The 16,529-nt window shown below is 42.3% G+C and carries 17 protein-coding genes; all 17 read right to left on the reverse strand.

The genetic code is table 11. The annotated features are described in order from the left end of the window. Positions 1-3 precede the first annotated feature (3 nt). The 17 genes from A5877_RS00825 to A5877_RS00910 all read right to left on the reverse strand — a co-directional run bounded on the left by A5877_RS00825 (position 4) and on the right by A5877_RS00910 (position 16,335). Positions 4-696: a Bax inhibitor-1/YccA family protein gene (locus A5877_RS00825; protein ID WP_005235771.1), complete on the reverse strand. Its 693-nt coding sequence runs from the start codon at positions 694-696 to the stop codon at positions 4-6. Continuing rightward, positions 689-1,162, reverse strand: coding sequence for a MaoC/PaaZ C-terminal domain-containing protein (locus A5877_RS00830; RefSeq protein WP_005235769.1), 474 nt, complete (start codon positions 1,160-1,162; stop codon positions 689-691). The genes A5877_RS00825 and A5877_RS00830 overlap by 8 nt, the downstream gene beginning before the upstream one ends. 141 nt (positions 1,163-1,303) lie before the next feature. Then, on the reverse strand, positions 1,304-2,638 hold the full coding sequence (murC, locus tag A5877_RS00835) for a UDP-N-acetylmuramate--L-alanine ligase (protein WP_005235767.1): 1,335 nt from the start codon (positions 2,636-2,638) through the stop codon (positions 1,304-1,306). Between the two features lie 114 nt (positions 2,639-2,752). Next, positions 2,753-3,217: a SprT family protein gene (locus A5877_RS00840; protein WP_086316164.1), complete on the reverse strand. Its 465-nt coding sequence runs from the start codon at positions 3,215-3,217 to the stop codon at positions 2,753-2,755. Further along, positions 3,214-5,400 carry a Tex family protein gene (locus A5877_RS00845; protein ID WP_086316165.1) on the reverse strand — a complete coding sequence of 729 codons (2,187 nt, stop codon included), beginning with the start codon at positions 5,398-5,400 and terminating at the stop codon, positions 3,214-3,216. The genes A5877_RS00840 and A5877_RS00845 overlap by 4 nt, the downstream gene beginning before the upstream one ends. Positions 5,401-5,535: 135 nt before the next feature. Beyond that, complete coding sequence (locus A5877_RS00855; RefSeq protein ID WP_086316167.1) at positions 5,536-6,270, reverse strand: metallophosphoesterase family protein; 735 nt, start codon at positions 6,268-6,270, stop codon at positions 5,536-5,538. Positions 6,271-6,433: 163 nt separating this feature from the next. Continuing rightward, the gene (locus A5877_RS00860; protein WP_005235761.1) at positions 6,434-6,805 is read right to left on the reverse strand and encodes a VOC family protein; all 372 of its coding nucleotides are present in this window, start codon (positions 6,803-6,805) and stop codon (positions 6,434-6,436) included. A 22-nt stretch (positions 6,806-6,827) separates the two neighbouring features. Then, a complete protein-coding gene (locus tag A5877_RS00865) occupies positions 6,828-7,241 on the reverse strand; it encodes a DUF1149 family protein (RefSeq protein WP_008380094.1) in 414 nt (137 codons plus the stop codon). A gap of 92 nt (positions 7,242-7,333) precedes the next feature. Then, positions 7,334-8,386 (reverse strand): SepM family pheromone-processing serine protease, encoded by a 1,053-nt coding sequence (locus A5877_RS00870; RefSeq protein ID WP_005235759.1) that lies wholly within the window; start codon positions 8,384-8,386, stop codon positions 7,334-7,336. Then, positions 8,376-8,870 (reverse strand): pantetheine-phosphate adenylyltransferase, encoded by a 495-nt coding sequence (gene coaD, locus A5877_RS00875; protein ID WP_086316168.1) that lies wholly within the window; start codon positions 8,868-8,870, stop codon positions 8,376-8,378. The genes A5877_RS00870 and coaD overlap by 11 nt, the downstream gene beginning before the upstream one ends. 1 nt (position 8,871) lies before the next feature. After that, positions 8,872-9,426 carry a 16S rRNA (guanine(966)-N(2))-methyltransferase RsmD gene (gene rsmD / locus A5877_RS00880; protein WP_086316169.1) on the reverse strand — a complete coding sequence of 185 codons (555 nt, stop codon included), beginning with the start codon at positions 9,424-9,426 and terminating at the stop codon, positions 8,872-8,874. 100 nt (positions 9,427-9,526) lie between these two features. Further along, positions 9,527-9,871 carry a YlbG family protein gene (locus A5877_RS00885; protein ID WP_086316170.1) on the reverse strand — a complete coding sequence of 115 codons (345 nt, stop codon included), beginning with the start codon at positions 9,869-9,871 and terminating at the stop codon, positions 9,527-9,529. Beyond that, a complete protein-coding gene (locus tag A5877_RS00890; protein ID WP_086316171.1) occupies positions 9,858-10,286 on the reverse strand; it encodes a YlbF family regulator in 429 nt (142 codons plus the stop codon). Before A5877_RS00890 ends, A5877_RS00885 begins: the two co-directional genes overlap by 14 nt. Continuing rightward, positions 10,273-11,403: a CAP-associated domain-containing protein gene (locus A5877_RS00895; protein ID WP_086316172.1), complete on the reverse strand. Its 1,131-nt coding sequence runs from the start codon at positions 11,401-11,403 to the stop codon at positions 10,273-10,275. Before A5877_RS00895 ends, A5877_RS00890 begins: the two co-directional genes overlap by 14 nt. A 15-nt stretch (positions 11,404-11,418) precedes the next feature. Continuing rightward, positions 11,419-14,847 carry a pyruvate carboxylase gene (locus A5877_RS00900; protein ID WP_086316173.1) on the reverse strand — a complete coding sequence of 1,143 codons (3,429 nt, stop codon included), beginning with the start codon at positions 14,845-14,847 and terminating at the stop codon, positions 11,419-11,421. 22 nt (positions 14,848-14,869) lie between these two features. After that, positions 14,870-16,033, reverse strand: coding sequence for an FtsW/RodA/SpoVE family cell cycle protein (locus tag A5877_RS00905; protein ID WP_005235746.1), 1,164 nt, complete (start codon positions 16,031-16,033; stop codon positions 14,870-14,872). Between the two features lie 2 nt (positions 16,034-16,035). After that, positions 16,036-16,335, reverse strand: coding sequence for a YlaN family protein (locus tag A5877_RS00910; protein ID WP_008380108.1), 300 nt, complete (start codon positions 16,333-16,335; stop codon positions 16,036-16,038). Positions 16,336-16,529: the final 194 nt, after the last annotated feature.

Genomic DNA, 16,529 nt, shown 5'->3' on the forward strand with positions numbered 1-16,529 from the left:
TTTTTAGTTGTTTTTGCCAAAGATTCGCAATAACGCTAGGAATAAGTTGATGAAGTCTAAATACAGTTGTAATGCCATGAAAACGGCCACTCCTGTATTTGCGCCACCATTCGTTGCGAAGTATACATTGCGGATTTGCTGATTGTCATAAGCGGTGATTCCCATAAAGACAAAGACGGTCACGATCGATAAGAAAAAGTCAACCGGTTGACTGCGTAAAATAAATACATTCAAGAGCGTTGAGATGATGATCCCGATCAACAGACCATAGCCGATACGACCAACCACACTTAGATCACGTTTGGTCATGATCCCAAATGCTGACATGACACCAAAAGTGACGGCTGCTGAAACAAATGCTCCCACGATCGATCCAAAGTCATAGATCATCAATGTCACAGACAAGGTCAATCCATTCAAGAGCGAATAGACTAAAAAGCCAGCAACGGTCAAGGACGGATTTTTCTGCGCCTTCACCCCTAATACAATAACTAGAATGATCTGTAAGATCCAAAGACCGGTAAATCCTAGCGGAAAATTGTCGATAAATTGCAGGGTTTGCGCTTTGAAGACTTCCCCAAAAATATAGGCTGAAATCGCACTGATCGCAAGCCCAACCCCGAAGAATAAATACACTTTTGAATAAAAGCGATTTAAGCCTTGGGCTTGGACGGTTTCATTGTTTAAATTATTCATCTTGTTGTTCCTCCTCATTTACTGCTACTGCTTTTGGCGGCTGGACCATGACCACAGCATCTAAAATACGATGATCTTCTGTGTTGATCGCTTCAACCGAAATAGTTACCACGTCTTTCATTTTATCCACTTTGATCACTTCGAATTCAAAGGTCAATGTTTCATAATGATATACAGGTTCAATAAAGTTCACCGAAAAATTGACTACATGAGAGCCAGGACCAGGCAAATGTTTCGATACGGCACTGGTGATGATCCCCATCAACATGATGGATGGTACGATGGGACGCTGATACTCAGTATTTTGCGTGTAGTCATGTTGAATATACAAAGGGTTTGCATCATTAGTAAGTCCTAAATATAACAACAGTTGATTGTCTTCGATCGATTCTGTTAAGGATAACGAATCGCCTTCCTCGATATCTTCAATACTTTTCCCTATTTTTCGCGGTTTTCCTATATTCAAAATTTAATTCCTCCAAAAAGAATAGTTTCATCTGAGTATATTCTATCAGATGCCGACAAAAGTGCAAGTTCGCGGTGCTGCTTTTGCAAAAACTTCAGATGTAAAAAACTCTTGCAGCAAACACGCCACAAGAGTCTTTGATTACAATACGTTACGAGTTGTATTGCTTAGGAGTTTTTCATAGGCTGTTTCAAATTTTTGCACATCGCCTGCTCCCATAAAAATCACGACAGCATTTTGATGATCTAGTAGCGGAGAAACGTTCTCTTCTTTGATCACAGTTCCGCCTCTTTGAATTTTATTGCCCAGATCTTCAATTTTAACATCCCCTCGGGATTCACGAGCAGATCCAAAAATATCACATAGATACACATGGTCTGCAAGATCTAACGCTTCCGCAAATTCATCCATTAAAGCGATCGTACGGGTAAAGGTATGAGGTTGGAAGACAGCAATAATCTCTTTATCCGGATATTTTTGACGAGCGCCATCAATCGTTGCTTTGATTTCTGCAGGATGATGGGCGTAATCGTCTACGATCGTCATATCCGCTACGATTTTTTCGCTGAAGCGACGTTTCACTCCAGGGAATGAGAGCATCTCAGCGGCAACTTCTTTCATGTCCAATCCTTCTTTGTAAGCCACAGCGATCACACTGAGTGCGTTGTTGATGTTGTGTTGACCAAACGCTGGCAAGACAAAATGGCCAATGTTTTCACCATGGATAAAGACGTCGAACTCTGAACCTTGGGTGGTGCGTTCAATGTTTTTTGCTTGAACATCGTCGTTATCGTTGACGCCGTAATAGTAGATCGGGACATCTGCTTCAAGTTTACGCAGGTACTCGTCATCACCAAAAGCAAAAATGCCTTTTTTTACTTGACTTGCCATCGATTGAAAGGCTGAGAAGACATCGTCAATCGAGTGGAAATAGTCCGGATGATCAAAATCGATGTTGGTCATAATTGCATAGTCCGGTGAATAAGCTAAGAAATGACGGCGGTATTCACAAGCTTCAAACGAGAAGAATTCCGCATCGGGCTCTCCATGACCGGTACCATCGCCAATCAAGAAACTTGTTGGCCGGATGCCGCTTAAAACATGAGAAAGCAATCCTGTCGTACTGGTTTTTCCGTGAGAACCAGTCACAGCAATACTCGTATAGGGCTGAATGAATTGGCCAATAAAGTCATGATAACGAGTGACTTCTAAACCAAGTTCTTTGGCCCGTATGATTTCTTCGTGGGTGTCAGGGAAAGCATTCCCTTGGATAATGACCATTTCTGGTTGAATGTTTGCTTTATCGAAAGGCAGCAATTTGATTGCTGCTTTTTCTAGATCACGTTGAGTGAAGAAATATTCTTCCACATCAGAGCCTTGTACTTGGTAGCCTTTTTCGTGCAGAATCAAAGCCAATGAACTCATACCGGAACCTTTGATTCCAACAAAATGATGTATTTTGTTTTGATTTTCCATTATTATAATCCTCTTTTCTCAAATCCGCGTCGTAAAAAAACGCGTGTATTGACAAATATCAGGTTGTCACACGACCTACATTATCATACAAAATGAAAAAAATAGCAACGAGTTTTATTTTTCGACTTGACTTTTCTCATCATTTCCTATTTCTAGCAAACGTCCGCGACATTTTCCACAAACAAATTTTTTGATATCCACACGCCGCTGCCGCCGAATCTCGCAGCCACAATTTTGACATCGATAGCGATGTTTAGCTGTCCTTTTGGCAGGAGGTGCATACCGCAGGCCTCCCGTTTTTGCCAGCAATGCTTTAAAAGCAGGATCTTGGTGACGATGACCAAGACCTGCTAAATGCAAATGATAGTGACATAATTCATGCTTGATAATGCCGATAAAAACCTCCATCCCGTGTTCAGTAAGCATCACTGGATTGAAATCCAAGTGGTGATCACTTAGATGGTAACGGCCACCGGTTGTTTTTAAGCGAGAATTAAATACCGCTCGATGCGTAAATGGTTTATTGAAAACAGACAGCGAAAGCTCTTCCACCAAACGCTGCAATTCTTGTTGGGTCATTTAGCATTTCCTGGATCGACCATTGTTAAGCTGATACGGCCTTTTTTGACATCTACTTGCTCGATCCAAACGGTTACGACGTCACCAACGGAAACAACGTCTTTCGGATGTTTTACAAACGAACGGCTCAGCTTCGACAAATGAACCAGTCCATCTTGTTTGACACCGATATCGACGAAAGCACCAAAGTCGATCACATTTCGAACAGTTCCTTTCAATTCCATTCCCGGTTTTAGATCCTCCATACTCAACACATCTTTGCGCAATAATGGGGCTGGCATTTCATCCCGCATATCACGTCCTGGCTGCATTAACGCTTTTAAGATATCTGTGATGGTTTCTTTCCCGACAGACAATTTAGCAGAAAGTTCTGCTGGACGCATTTGCGCCAACTTCACTTTATTTTCTTCCGATTGTTCTTTCCCAAGCTCCGCTAGAGAAATATCCGCGAGCGCCAAAATTTCTTTGGCAGTGTCATAACTTTCTGGATGAATCCCGGTATTGTCCAAAATGACTTTTCCGCCAGGAATCCGCATAAAACCGATCGCCTGTTCATAGGCCTTTGGCCCTAAGCGAGGGACTTTTTTCAGTTGATTGCGCTGCGTAAATACCCCGTTTTCTTCTCGATAGGTCACGATATTTTGGGCAGTCGTTTTATTTAAGCCCGCCACGTGCTGTAAAAGTGCCGCACTTGCGGTATTGACATCAACGCCTACTTGGTTGACGACCGTTTCCACGACAAAATCCAATTGTTCGGCTAAGCGCTTTTGCGAAACGTCATGTTGGTATTGCCCGACGCCCACCGATTGTGGATCGATTTTAACTAATTCTGCCAAGGGATCTTGGAGACGGCGACCAATACTGATGGCACTTCGTTCTTCCACTTGCAGATCAGGGAATTCATGCCGGGCGATCGGACTGGCCGAATAAACAGAAGCGCCTGCCTCATTCACGATCACATAATATACCTCTTGATCGATCAATTTTAATTGTTCAGCGACGAATTGCTCTGACTCTCGACTCGCCGTCCCATTACCGATTGCGACCATTTCAACTTTATAGGTTTGCAATAAGCGACGAAACGCTGGTCCAGCCGCTTCTCGTTTATTCATCGGCGCCGGTTTATGGGGATAGATCACTTCGATTGCTAATACTTTTCCTGTCTCATCAACGACGGCCAATTTACAGCCCGTTCGATACGCTGGATCAAACCCTAAAACGACTTTCCCCTTCAACGGAGGCTGCAGCAGCAGATTGCGAAGATTTTCTCCAAAAATCGCAATTGCTTGTTCGTCGGCTTTTTCTGTCAACTCATTGCGGATCTCTCGTTCGATCGCTGGTAAGATAAAACGTTTCAAGGCGTCAGCAGCAGCAGTTTGGACAAAACTGGCTGCGGGTGAATCACTATTTGTGATCAATTTCCGACGTAGGTACTCCATGATTTTTTCTTCATCTGCCACAAGCGTTACCTTCAAAATGTCTTCTTTTTCTCCACGATTGGTGGCTAAAACCCGGTGGGAAACCATCTTATTGATAGGATGTTGGAAATCGTAATACATTTCATAAACGCCTTTTTCATCTTTTTCAGCATTTTTGACCGTGCTCTTATACAGTCCTTTGTTAGAATAATAGCTCCGAATCCAACTTCGAAATTCTGCAGTATCACCAACGACTTCTGCAATGATCTCATGGGCGCCAGCCAAGACATCTTCTACAGTAGGAACAGCATCACTCATAAATTCGGTCGCTTTTTCTTGAACGTCACCTATTTTTGAGACGCTTAACAGCCACTGAGCAAATGGTTCCAAGCCATTTTCTTTGGCTATCGTTGCTTTGGTGCGTCGTTTTTGTTTATAAGGACGATACAGGTCTTCGACGGCCTGCATTTTTGTCGCAGCTAAAATCGCCTGTGATAGTTCAGGCGTTAGCTTTTCTTGTTCTTCTATCAAGCGTAAAACTTCTTGCTTGCGTTTCTCTAGGTTTTCTAAGTACTGATACCGCTCTTCGATTTCTCGAATCTGAACTTCGTCAAGTCCATTCGTCATTTCTTTACGGTAGCGGGCAATAAACGGAACGGTATTTCCTTCTTGCAATAATTGTAACACCGTACTGATTTGTTTTTGGGTAAAAGAGGTTAGTTCTTGTTTCACTAAATCAAGTACCTCTTGATTCATTTCTGCCATTCGTTCTCACCTTTCCTTTGTTGCTTTTGCTATTTTAACATAAAAAAGACAGCCATTGAGGAAACAAGAAGGCACGAATGGAACATTGCTTCGGGGCTCTTGTAATGGCTGCTTTTCTCTTTTTAGAAAAGACTTTTAAAAGTCTGGTTGCCAAGGTCCTGCTAAATTTTGATATTCGATATCTTGAAGGACCCCTTTGTCATCAAAAATCACGCCATGCACCGATCCACCAAATACTGCCCCGCCATCGATGCCGATTTTGTCGTCTTGTTGCCAAAGATCTGTTGTCTGCATATCTCCATGCAGCATGGGCGTGATGGTATGGCCAAAAACGATCGTTTTTCCTGTACGGTTTTTCCCTTTATGAAAAGGTTCGCGAATCCAGATAAAATCGTGGTCGGTGGTCTTCCGCCAATCTTTTTTACTTAAATCCACGCCCGCATGGACAAAGAGGTACTTTCCCCACTCGTAATAAAGTGGTCGCTCCATTAAAAACTCTAATAAGTCTCCATACCTACTTCGGATCATTAAGGCGATTTCCGTCGGCGAATACTCCTCAGTGGCGCCTGTATGCAAAAGACTTTCAATCGTTTCTTTGCCACCATTGCGTACGTAGGCGGCGAACCAATCCTCAGGGGCATTTAGAAATTGCAGAAAATACTCTTCGTGATTGCCACGTAAATAAATCGCTTGATGTTCTTCGACTAATTTCTTTCCAAGCAATAAACACTCTTTGGACATTGGCCCTCGGTCATTTAAATCACCAATCAAAAGCAACTGATGGATTTTCGGATCATATTCCTTAAGAAGACTTTTAAAAAGATCGGCCATTCCATGAATGTCACTGATTGCATAAAGATATTTTTGCATTGTCATTCCCTCCTTAAAGGCAATTGATTCTTTTATTATCAATTCTAGTTCTTTAGTTACAAAATGTCTTGCATTAAAACAAAAAACAATCATTCGCCTTGAACGGTTCGACAGCATAGAGTCGGGTTCATAAAGACGAATGATTGGTTACGATCGGCAAAACCTATTTTCCTGATACAGCAAAATAATTGCCATCTGGATCGGCAAAATTGAAAACCAGTTGTTCTTCCATCTGAATCAATTCACCCACTTCTGCTTCCATCTCTAAAAGTTTTTTATAGAGAGCTGTAATATCCTCAGCAAAAAACATGATCGATGGAGAATTCAATGCGACTTCAGGTGAGTGCGTTTCGATGAACTCACGGTCATATAAGACAAAATGAACCTCTGCCTCTTTTGAAGGAGCGATTTCGACGACGGATGTTCCATCGATCGTTTGCTGTTCAATGATCACAAAGCCTAATTCTTGCCAAAATTCGACAGCTTTCGTCACATCATCAACGTAGAGCATCACTTGCATTTGGTTGGAAAACAATGGAAATCCCTCCTATTTCAACTTATTTTTCTTCTTCGGTCGATTCTTGTGTGGGGTTCGAGTTGGTATTGAAGTTCAGTTGGAGTCCTGGTTTGTCGGTCACGATTTCTGTCACCTCATACGTCAGGCGTTTGACGATATCAAATAATGGCTCAACCAAACGATCAGTTTCAGCTTTTGTTAGATCTTCTCCAGAATTGACTTTACGATTCAAAATATGATTGACCTGTCCGACACGTCCTGACAAAACATAATCAGGGAACACTAATTGAAATTCTAGCCGGGCGCCAATAATACTGTTTTTTTCCATATATTCTTCATCTTTGACTTTTAACGGCGCAAAGCCTACATTCAATTTAGTTTCCATTTCTTTGTCTTTCGGTTTCATATCGAAATGATATGCTTCAACGATCGGTTGTTGTCTTTTTAATTCCACTAGATTCACACTCCTTATCTAAAAGTATAGCATAACCTTTTCTTTGAGCCTACTGTATTCTTTAGACAATAAAAAAAACGGCGAGCGCCGTTTTAATTTGCTTCTTTTAGTGTTGCTAGATAATCCAAGGCATCTTGGACATTGGCGATCGGAACGATTTTCATATCCGTGTCTAACTTCTTCGCTGCTGCCACTGCCTCTTCATAATTTGTTTTGATGGAAGGATCTATTTCACGCTCTTCGTCAGTGATTTCATCATCTGGGGCAAAGAAGATTTCTGCACCACTTTCACTGGCACTCGCTACTTTTTTATCGATCCCACCGATTCGACCAACGGTTCCGTCAGCTGAGATCGTTCCTGTCCCAGCTATGTTGTGACCTTTACGTAGGTTATCTCCGGTCAACTGTTCATAGATTTCAAGGGTGAACATCAAACCAGCGGAAGGTCCTCCGATATTGCCAGAATCGATCACGATCTCTTCATCAGAAGTGATCTCTGTATGATCGACGAGGGAGATGCCGATACCGGCTTTTTGATTGCTCTCCAGTTCAATTAGTTTGCCCGTTGCTTCTTTTTCTTCGCCATCTTGCAAGTAAGTCACGGTGATTTCATCACCAATGGTTTGACTTTGGACGTAGTCGATAAAATCTTGACTGCTTTTAAATTCTTTACCATTGACTGCGGTGACGGTATCTCCAACGGATATTTTCCCAGCAAAGCTGGAATTTGGATCGATCCCCATGACATAGACCCCTTTATAGGTCATTTCATAAGGTAAGTCTGCCAGCTTTAATGCTTGCTCAATCGCACTATTTTGCGAGGATTCCATATAGTAGCGTTGAATGCGGTTGTACTCCTCATCTGTCGCACCGCCTAAAAGTTCTTCCTCACTGATCAAGTCTTGGAATTCATTGAATTTCGTTCCAATCGCTGTGAACACGGTAGCTTGTCGAATCCCAACACTGGTCAAAGAAAAGGATCCGGCTGATGTGTCTTCTTTTTGATTGACGGTAATCAGCTCTTTTAAATCGATCGTTGCTCCTGGTTGCTCGATATAATAGGGAATCGGCAAAAAGGCACAAGCGGCGATGATCAGCGCTAAAACAAACAAGAGAACATATTTGATCGTTGATTTAAGATTCATTGGTATCACGCTTCTTTACTATAGCATCGTAGATATTTTGAGGTAAATATTCGGCAACATCGCCGTCAAAGGTCAAGATTTCTTTCAACAAACTGGAACTGATGAAACTGTGCTTTGCGTCTGCTAAAAGAAAAACGGTCTCTAATGAGGGTTCTAGGTGATGGTTCATTTCCATAATGTCCCGCTCATATTCATAGTCTTTCACACTGCGAATGCCTCTAAGCAGAAACTGGGCACCTAATTTTTTCGCAATCGTGACTGTTAGCTCTGTTTCTTGTGCCAGAATTTTGACGTTAGGAATATGGGCGAGGGCTTCTTCGATCAAATGAACTTTTTCTTCACTAGTAAAAAAACTTTTTTTATTGGTGTTTGTAAAAACGCCGACGATCAATTCATCGAAAAGCGTGGCTCCTCGCTCGATCAGATCAACATGACCGGATGTCAATGGGTCAAAACTCCCTGGAAATAAAGCAATCTTTTTCACGTTATCCCTCATTTCTATAGATCGTCACTGCCGATATGCCATAGGTTTGGGCACGGACCAAATGCAACGAGCCGATTTGTTCTGGTAAGTCGATGGACTTGTCTGTTTCGCAAACTACGTATGCAGACGGGCGAATCAATTCATCCTTCAGCATAGCTTCTAACTGATGCAGAATCTCTTGCTTTGCGTATGGCGGGTCTAAAAACAAATAGTCAAAACTTTGTCCCTCAGCTGCAAACTGCCGTAAAGCTTGATTCGCATCCATTTTTAACACCGTGAACTTTTCGGGTTCTTTGGTTATAGCAATATTTTCGCGGATCACTTTGGTTGCTGGAAAACTACGGTCGACACAAACCGCATGATTGGCACCACGAGAGACCGCTTCGATAGCCAAGCCCCCGCTTCCGCTGAATAAATCCAGTACAACTCCTCCATCTAAATATTGCCCTAACATGTTAAAAATCGCCCCTTTTACTTTGTCTGTCGTGGGGCGAGTGTTGTCTCCAGCGAGACTTTTTAATCTGCGGCCACCATATTCTCCGGCTACTACACGCATACGTTTTTCCCTCCAAGATCTTCGTAAATACAAATATAGCACTGTTTCTATAAATAGCAATAAAAAAATGGCGGTGACTCAAGGCACCCCCACTTTTTTATTACACGTTTTCTGCCAATCGAATCATCGTATTTTTTTCTTCGATATCAAACCCTTCGTCTTTCACTGGATAGGCTGCTGACGTACCAATTTTTTCAGCAAAATCCATTTCGACATCTGGTCGATAGGAAGCTTCAACTTGTCGAACAAAGTGAAACTGCTCGATTTTTGTTTTTTTGCTTTCGTATTCTTCTTCGTTCAAATAAATGACCACGTATTTCATCTTGCGTGACACATAATGAACAAAACCAAAACGGCGCAAATTCTTTAGTTGACGTAGGCTGTAAACCCATACGATCAATCCTCGACGCTTTTGCATCGTAAAAGGCTCTTTATCCTCGTGCATGACAATTTCCTCCACAACTTGATTTTGATTGAAAAAAGGGACTCCCAGCGTCCACTTTGACAGAGGGAGAAAAACAAGTAGAGATCGCCACAGTCAGTTCATCCAGCAAACGCTGCAGTTGTGTTTCACTCCAGCGATACTCACTTACTTGTTCATTAAGATCCAACTGCCGCTTGGCTGTGCGCAACGCCCGTTTTTTTTCTTTGAAATCAGGCGCATACTCACCGTAAGCTTCAATTCTTTCAAAATCTAGTTTTTTTTCTAAAAACGATTGCATCAATGTCTGAACATCAGGGTCTTGATGCATGACCTGTTTCGCTTTTTGATAGGTTTTACACGTTTCACTTGCTTTGATTGCCTTCACAAGTGCTTCGATTTGATCTTCAATCTCAAAAAAGGCTTCATCGTAAATCATCTGACGTACTATCCTCGGTCCCTTCCACATCTTCTTGCACTAAGACTACCATATTTGCTTCAGAAAAAGCAATTCCTATCTTTTCTGATTGTTCATGGGTCAGGCGCTCAGTAAATCTTGGATTACTGAACCAAGATAAAATCGTAAAAGTTGGATCATAAACAGGCGCTTCAAAGATCGAAGCAGATGCTTCCAATTCCTTTTCCGCTAACAACTCTCGCCATTCGTCATTCGATAAGACAAAATTACTTGTCTTTTCCGAAGAAAGTGCTCGCTGATAAGAATGGATTCGTTGAGAAGTCAAATGATCTGATAGATTATTGATCAAATCAGATAAAAGACCAGCTGCCTCTTGATGTGTTTGAGTATCCTGTGAGAAGCTGTCTAAGCCGATTTGCTGGCGAATTTTATCGATGATAACAAACGCCAGGGTCTCTTTTTCAAGGTTGGCTTGGGCTTGGTCAATTGTTTGCGAAACTTGAAACAGCGGTCGCTGCCCTTCCGTCAAGGGATAAGGTGCCAGTTTAAGTAATGTGGTCTGATCCAAGTAAGTGACGGCTTGCAGTTGGGCAGTCTCCTGATCAAAGAACAAAACAGCAAATGTCCCGTTGTCAAAAGCCACTAATGGACGGTAGTTCATATCTTCTTCCATCAATTCGAAACTGATCGCACGATCATTTTGTGTCAAGGTAAAGTTAGGATAGATCATGGTCAACTCCGTCAAGTCAGTCAAGGTCATGCCCATCGTAAAAGGTGCCAGGGAAGAGCCCCCGGCGCCGATTACTTTGATTGCTTGCACACTTTCACCATCGGTATTGATCTCAACATACTGTTGGTCGTCTAATTGATTGTAGACCCGAATTTCAAACTCGTAACCTGATCGATATGTTTGAACTGGAAGACCATAGACTTCTTCGAAATCCGAAACAGGTTCCCCGATCAATTCAGCTAATCCTTGAGCTGCGATTGGTTCGTAATTCATGTTTGTTGGTGCTTTGATTGGGTTTTCGATCGTCACTCTTGAATCTGAAGCGTTTTGCATGAAAACTGGCTGCAAATACACGATTATTAGGGCTAGGACAAATAAGCCGCAAAACAATAATCCTCTTCGCTTCATCTGTGGATCGACTCCTTACTTCTCTTTGACTTCAATCAAAAGATCTCCTGACTGAATTGGTTCCCCATCGGTTACATACACATGTTCAACTACGCCTGAGAAGCGGGCTTCAACCGAAGTTTCCATTTTCATCGCTTCCGTGACCATCAAGGTTTGTCCACGTGCCACCCGGTCGCCTTTTTTGACTAATACTTCTAAAACTGAGCCACTCATCGAAGCACCGATCTGTTCTTTGTTCGTTGGCTCTGCTTTACGTTTCGTTTGAACAGAGCTGATGATTGAGTTGTCCTTAACGACGATTTCTCGGCGTTGTCCGTTCAAGTTAAAGAAGAGTGTTCGGTTGCCTTCAATATCTGGCTCACCGATCTCATCTAGACGAATGATCAAGATTTTGCCTTTTTCTAATTCAACATTGATCGTTTCACCTAAGCGCATGCCGTTAAAGAAAGTTGGAGTATCAAGAACTTTCACATCTGCAAACTGTTCATAAGCTTTTCGATAATCAAGGAAGACTTGCGGATACATCAAGTAGCTCAAGACTTCTTCATGTTTTGGTTCATAGCCGATTTTCTCCGCTAGTTCTTGCTTCACATCAGCAAAATCAACTGGCTTCGCGAATGTTCCAGGACGTTCGGTAAAGGCTGGGCGTCCTTTCAAGATAATGCGCTGTAATTCTTTCGGGAAGCCACCAACTGGCTGACCTAACTCACCTTGGAAGAATGTGATTACTGACTCAGGGAAGCTTAATGTATCGCCTTTTTCAAAAACATCTTTCTCAGACAAGCCATTTTGAACCATAAAGAGTGCCATGTCCCCAACGACTTTCGAAGAAGGCGTCACTTTCACGATGTCTCCAAACATCATATTGACTTCATGATACATTTCTTTGATTTCATCCCATTTTTCGCCTAAACCAACGGCTTTGGCTTGCTGCTGGAGATTGGTATATTGTCCCCCCGGCATTTCATGCTTGTACACTTCCGTTTGAGGTGCGTTCAAGCCATTTTCAAAGGAATGGTAGTACATGCGGACATCTTCCCAGTAGTGGTTCAACTGTTGGATATTGTCTACATTGATTTCTGGGCAGCGTTCGCCGTTCAATAGTGCATAATACAAACTACTCATACTTGGTTGACTCGTTGCGCCACTGACCGCTGACATAGCGACATCCACGATGTCAACACCGGCTTTAGTAGCTGCTGAGTAAGTAATGATCCCATTTCCACTCGTATCATGGGTATGCAGATGAATCGGCACATCGATCGTATCCTTTAGCTCACTGATCAAACGATAAGCCGCTTGCGGTTTTAATAATCCAGCCATATCCTTGATAGCAATGATATGGGCACCAAGGTTTTGCAATTCTTTCGCCATATCTTTGTAGTATTGTACTGAATATTTTTGACGGGTCGGATCATTGATATCCCCGGTATAACAAATCGTTGCTTCTGCAATTTTTCCTGTATCGCGAACGGCTTGAATACTTTTCTCCATTTGTGGAACCCAGTTTAAACTATCAAAGATTCGGAACACATCAATTCCTTGCGCTGCAGATTCTTTGATGAATTCTTCCAATACATTGTCTGGATAATTGGAATATCCCACAGCATTGGAGCCTCTAAACAACATTTGCAACAAGGTATTCGGCATTTTTTTCCGGAACATCCGCAATCTTTCCCATGGATCTTCTGTTAAGAAACGGTAGGCAACGTCGAACGTTGCTCCACCCCACATTTCACTTGAGAACAATTGTGGCAGGCCAGCTTCCGTCATCGCGGCAATTTTCTTAAAGTCATGGGTTCTTACACGAGTTGCCAACAAACTTTGATGGGCATCTCGGAAGGTTGTATCCGTCAGTAAGACATTGTTTTGTTGACCGATCCATTCAACGACACCCTCGGCACCTTTCGTATCTAAAATATTTTTGGCGCTGACAAAATCAGGCGTTGCTTGGATGTGTTGTGGCATCCGTGGCTCATTATAAAATGGTTTCTTTTGTTTTTCGATCCCCGGAAATCCATTGATGGTAATTTCCCCGATATACTTCATGGTTTTGTTTCCACGATCACGAATCCGAGGGAAATTGAATAGTTCCGGCGTATTGTCGATAAAGGTGGTTTTGGCTTCACCCGAACGAAAGGCTGGATGAGAAACGACATTTCGCATGAAGAGAATGTTTGTTTTTACCCCACGTACACGAAATTCTTTCAAACAGCGCATCATTTTCTGAATCGCTTGATCAAAGGTTGCCGCATGTGTACAGACTTTTACAAGCAGTGAGTCAAAATACGGGGTTACCACCGCACCTGCGTAAGCATTTCCGACATCCAAACGAACCCCAAATCCACCTGGAGAACGGTAGGTATCAATCTTACCAGTATCTGGCATAAAATTATTCGCTGGATCTTCCGTTGTCACGCGACATTGAATCGCAACCCCTTCGAAGCGAATATCTTTTTGTTCAGGAATCCCAATTTCTTTATGCAGATCCTTGCCTTGTGCAATTAGTATTTGTGTCGTCACGATATCTAAATTGGTGATCATTTCAGTGATTGTATGTTCCACTTGGACCCGAGGGTTTACTTCGATGAAGTAAAATTTATCGCCTTCAACTAAAAATTCCACTGTTCCGGCATTGATATAGCCAACATGCTTCATCAATTGAACGGCAGCTTGACAAATTTTTTCCCGTTGTTCAGTCGTCATTGACACACAAGGTGCCACTTCGACTACTTTTTGGTGACGGCGCTGAACAGAGCAGTCACGTTCAAATAGATGGACGACATTTCCGTGCGTATCCCCTAGAATTTGGACTTCAATATGTTTTGGATTACTAATATATTTTTCAACGTAAACTTCGTCACTACCAAATGCCGCTTTCGCTTCACTTTTGGCACGTTCGTAGCCATCACGTGCTTCTTTTTCATCATGAGCGACACGCATGCCTCGACCACCGCCGCCAAGAGCTGCTTTGATCATGATTGGATAGTCATGTTCGTCAGCGAATGCTAAAACGTCGTCAATCGATGCCACTGGACCGTCAGATCCGGGAATGGATTGAATCCCCGCCTCGATCGCTGCTGCTTTTGCTTTGATCTTGTCGCCAAAAATATCTAAGTGGTGAGTGGATGGTCCGATGAAAATCAAACCTTCTTCTTCACAGCGCTGAGCAAAGCTCAGGTTTTCTGATAAAAAGCCGTACCCTGGATGAATCCCTTCGGCCCCGGCTTTTTTCGCTGTGCGAATAATATCTTCAATGTCTAAATACGCATCGATCGGTCGTTTGCCTTTCCCCACTAAATACGCTTCGTCTGCTTTAAAGCGATGGACAGAGTATTCATCCTCTGCAGCATAAATACCGACTGTTTTGATTCCTAACTCCGCACATGCGCGGAAGACACGGATCGCGATTTCTCCACGATTGGCAACAAGAATTTTCTTCATCTAATCCACTCCATTCAATTGATCAATAATTCAAATAATATTGTTTCCTCTTTTCTTCGGCACTGATATTTAATACAAAACCAATACAAATCGACAGCATCAGCAAACTTGACCCACCCTGACTTAAAAACGGAAAAGTGATTCCCGTCAATGGGATCAAACCAGTGATCCCCCCTAAGTTGATGAAAATCTGAGACATAAATAATGTCCCTATGCCGATACACATCATGGAATTAAAGGGATCTCTTGAACGGATACCGACAAGAAAGATCCGTCCCACCATATAGAACAAAACACCTAAGATAATGATCGATGGGATCAAGCCTAATTCTTCCATAACGATCGAAAATATATAATCGGTGTGCGCTTCGTTTAAGAAGCCACGTTTTTGGATACTATTTCCAAGTCCGCGTCCGAAAAGCCCACCGTTGAACATTGCGTAATACCCATTAACCATTTGATGACCTGTATTGTATTCATCCGCAAATGGGTTTAAAAATGATGAGAAGCGACTATAGACATAATCAGGTAAAAGCTTTCCACCAGTTAAATTTACCAAGAAGACGATCAATGTACTGCCTACGATTCCTGCCACACCTAATATCAGGGTATACAGGTAATTCAGACCACTAGATAATAAAACGACAAAAGCCAGTAGCATGACGATCACAGCATTCCCGAAGTCGGGATAAAAGGCCATGATCCCGGTGTAGACGAAGACGATTCCGATTGGACGCCAAACCGTTTTCCAAAACTCTTGTTGGATACCTTTTTGACGATAGGAAAGAGTCACAGATAAAAACCAGATGACAATAAATTTCAAGTACTCAGCTGGTTGAATGGAAAAGCCCGCAATCGTTAACCAACCATGTGCCCCGTTTCTTCTTGGGAAAAAGAAGGCAGCGATCAATAAAAACAAAATGACGATCATGGCGATCTGGACAAATTTTTTGTTCCGAAAAACATCCGTTTTCATTTTATACATGACAGTGATTGCTACTAGACTCAACAACCAGAATATTGCTTGATTGATGACGTAAGAAGCAGCTGTGGTCGGTTGTGTGGCGGTCATCGCAACATAGGATGTGGAGCTGTAGACCATCATCAAACCCGTAACACACATCACTATATAAGGCAGTAAAATACTATAATCTAATAAATGTCTTTTCTTTACTTTTTCTGGCAAGTTTATGCCTCCTTGCCGATTTCAGGTGTCCGCTGGTCTTCATAGACCTCGCTGTACAATTGGTTCAGATCTTTTTCGAGATCCGCCATCAATTGTTGTCCTGTTTGATTATCGACGATCCCCAAGCGGATCGCAAATGCCACTTGCCGTGATAGACCATACATTTGGGTATCAACCACTTCTTCAAATGCTTTGCATTGTGCGATACATAAACTATTTTCTTGGTTTCGGATCAGCTTTTTGATTCGTTCTGCGTCATCTCTAAGCAGATCTAGCGCTTTTGTAGAATCGATGTGCTCCATTCCGGTCCCCCCATTTCTTCGTTTCACCATTATAGCATATTCTCTCTGGCTTTTGCATCATTAGATTGCATAGAAATACGTAAATAACGAACTTTAACGAGTATATTTTCAAAAAGTTCGTTTTTTAGCGAAGATCGTTCGTTTTTCCAATTTTTCATTCGTTTTATCTTCATGAATCACGCTAATATCCGTGA

This window comes from Enterococcus sp. 3C7_DIV0644 (assembly GCF_002141235.1).
GTDB classification, from domain to species: domain Bacteria; phylum Bacillota; class Bacilli; order Lactobacillales; family Enterococcaceae; genus Enterococcus_D; species Enterococcus_D entomosocium.

Excerpts from the sequence above, each read along its gene's own strand:
- A5877_RS00870 (WP_005235759.1), bottom strand. The coding sequence starts at position 8,386 with ATGAATCTTAAATCAACGATCAAATATGTTCTCTTGTTTGTTTTAGCG.
- A5877_RS00845 (WP_086316165.1), bottom strand. The coding sequence starts at position 5,400 with ATGGCAGAAATGAATCAAGAGGTACTTGATTTAGTGAAACAAGAACTA.
- A5877_RS00825 (WP_005235771.1), bottom strand. The coding sequence starts at position 696 with ATGAATAATTTAAACAATGAAACCGTCCAAGCCCAAGGCTTAAATCGC.
- A5877_RS00900 (WP_086316173.1), bottom strand. The coding sequence starts at position 14,847 with ATGAAGAAAATTCTTGTTGCCAATCGTGGAGAAATCGCGATCCGTGTC.
- A5877_RS00840 (WP_086316164.1), bottom strand. The coding sequence starts at position 3,217 with ATGACCCAACAAGAATTGCAGCGTTTGGTGGAAGAGCTTTCGCTGTCT.
- A5877_RS00885 (WP_086316170.1), bottom strand. The coding sequence starts at position 9,871 with ATGCACGAGGATAAAGAGCCTTTTACGATGCAAAAGCGTCGAGGATTG.
- A5877_RS00895 (WP_086316172.1), bottom strand. The coding sequence starts at position 11,403 with ATGAAGCGAAGAGGATTATTGTTTTGCGGCTTATTTGTCCTAGCCCTA.
- A5877_RS00890 (WP_086316171.1), bottom strand. The coding sequence starts at position 10,286 with ATGATTTACGATGAAGCCTTTTTTGAGATTGAAGATCAAATCGAAGCA.
- murC (WP_005235767.1), bottom strand. The coding sequence starts at position 2,638 with ATGGAAAATCAAAACAAAATACATCATTTTGTTGGAATCAAAGGTTCC.
- A5877_RS00855 (WP_086316167.1), bottom strand. The coding sequence starts at position 6,270 with ATGCAAAAATATCTTTATGCAATCAGTGACATTCATGGAATGGCCGAT.
- rsmD (WP_086316169.1), bottom strand. The coding sequence starts at position 9,426 with ATGCGTGTAGTAGCCGGAGAATATGGTGGCCGCAGATTAAAAAGTCTC.
- A5877_RS00910 (WP_008380108.1), bottom strand. The coding sequence starts at position 16,335 with ATGGAGCACATCGATTCTACAAAAGCGCTAGATCTGCTTAGAGATGAC.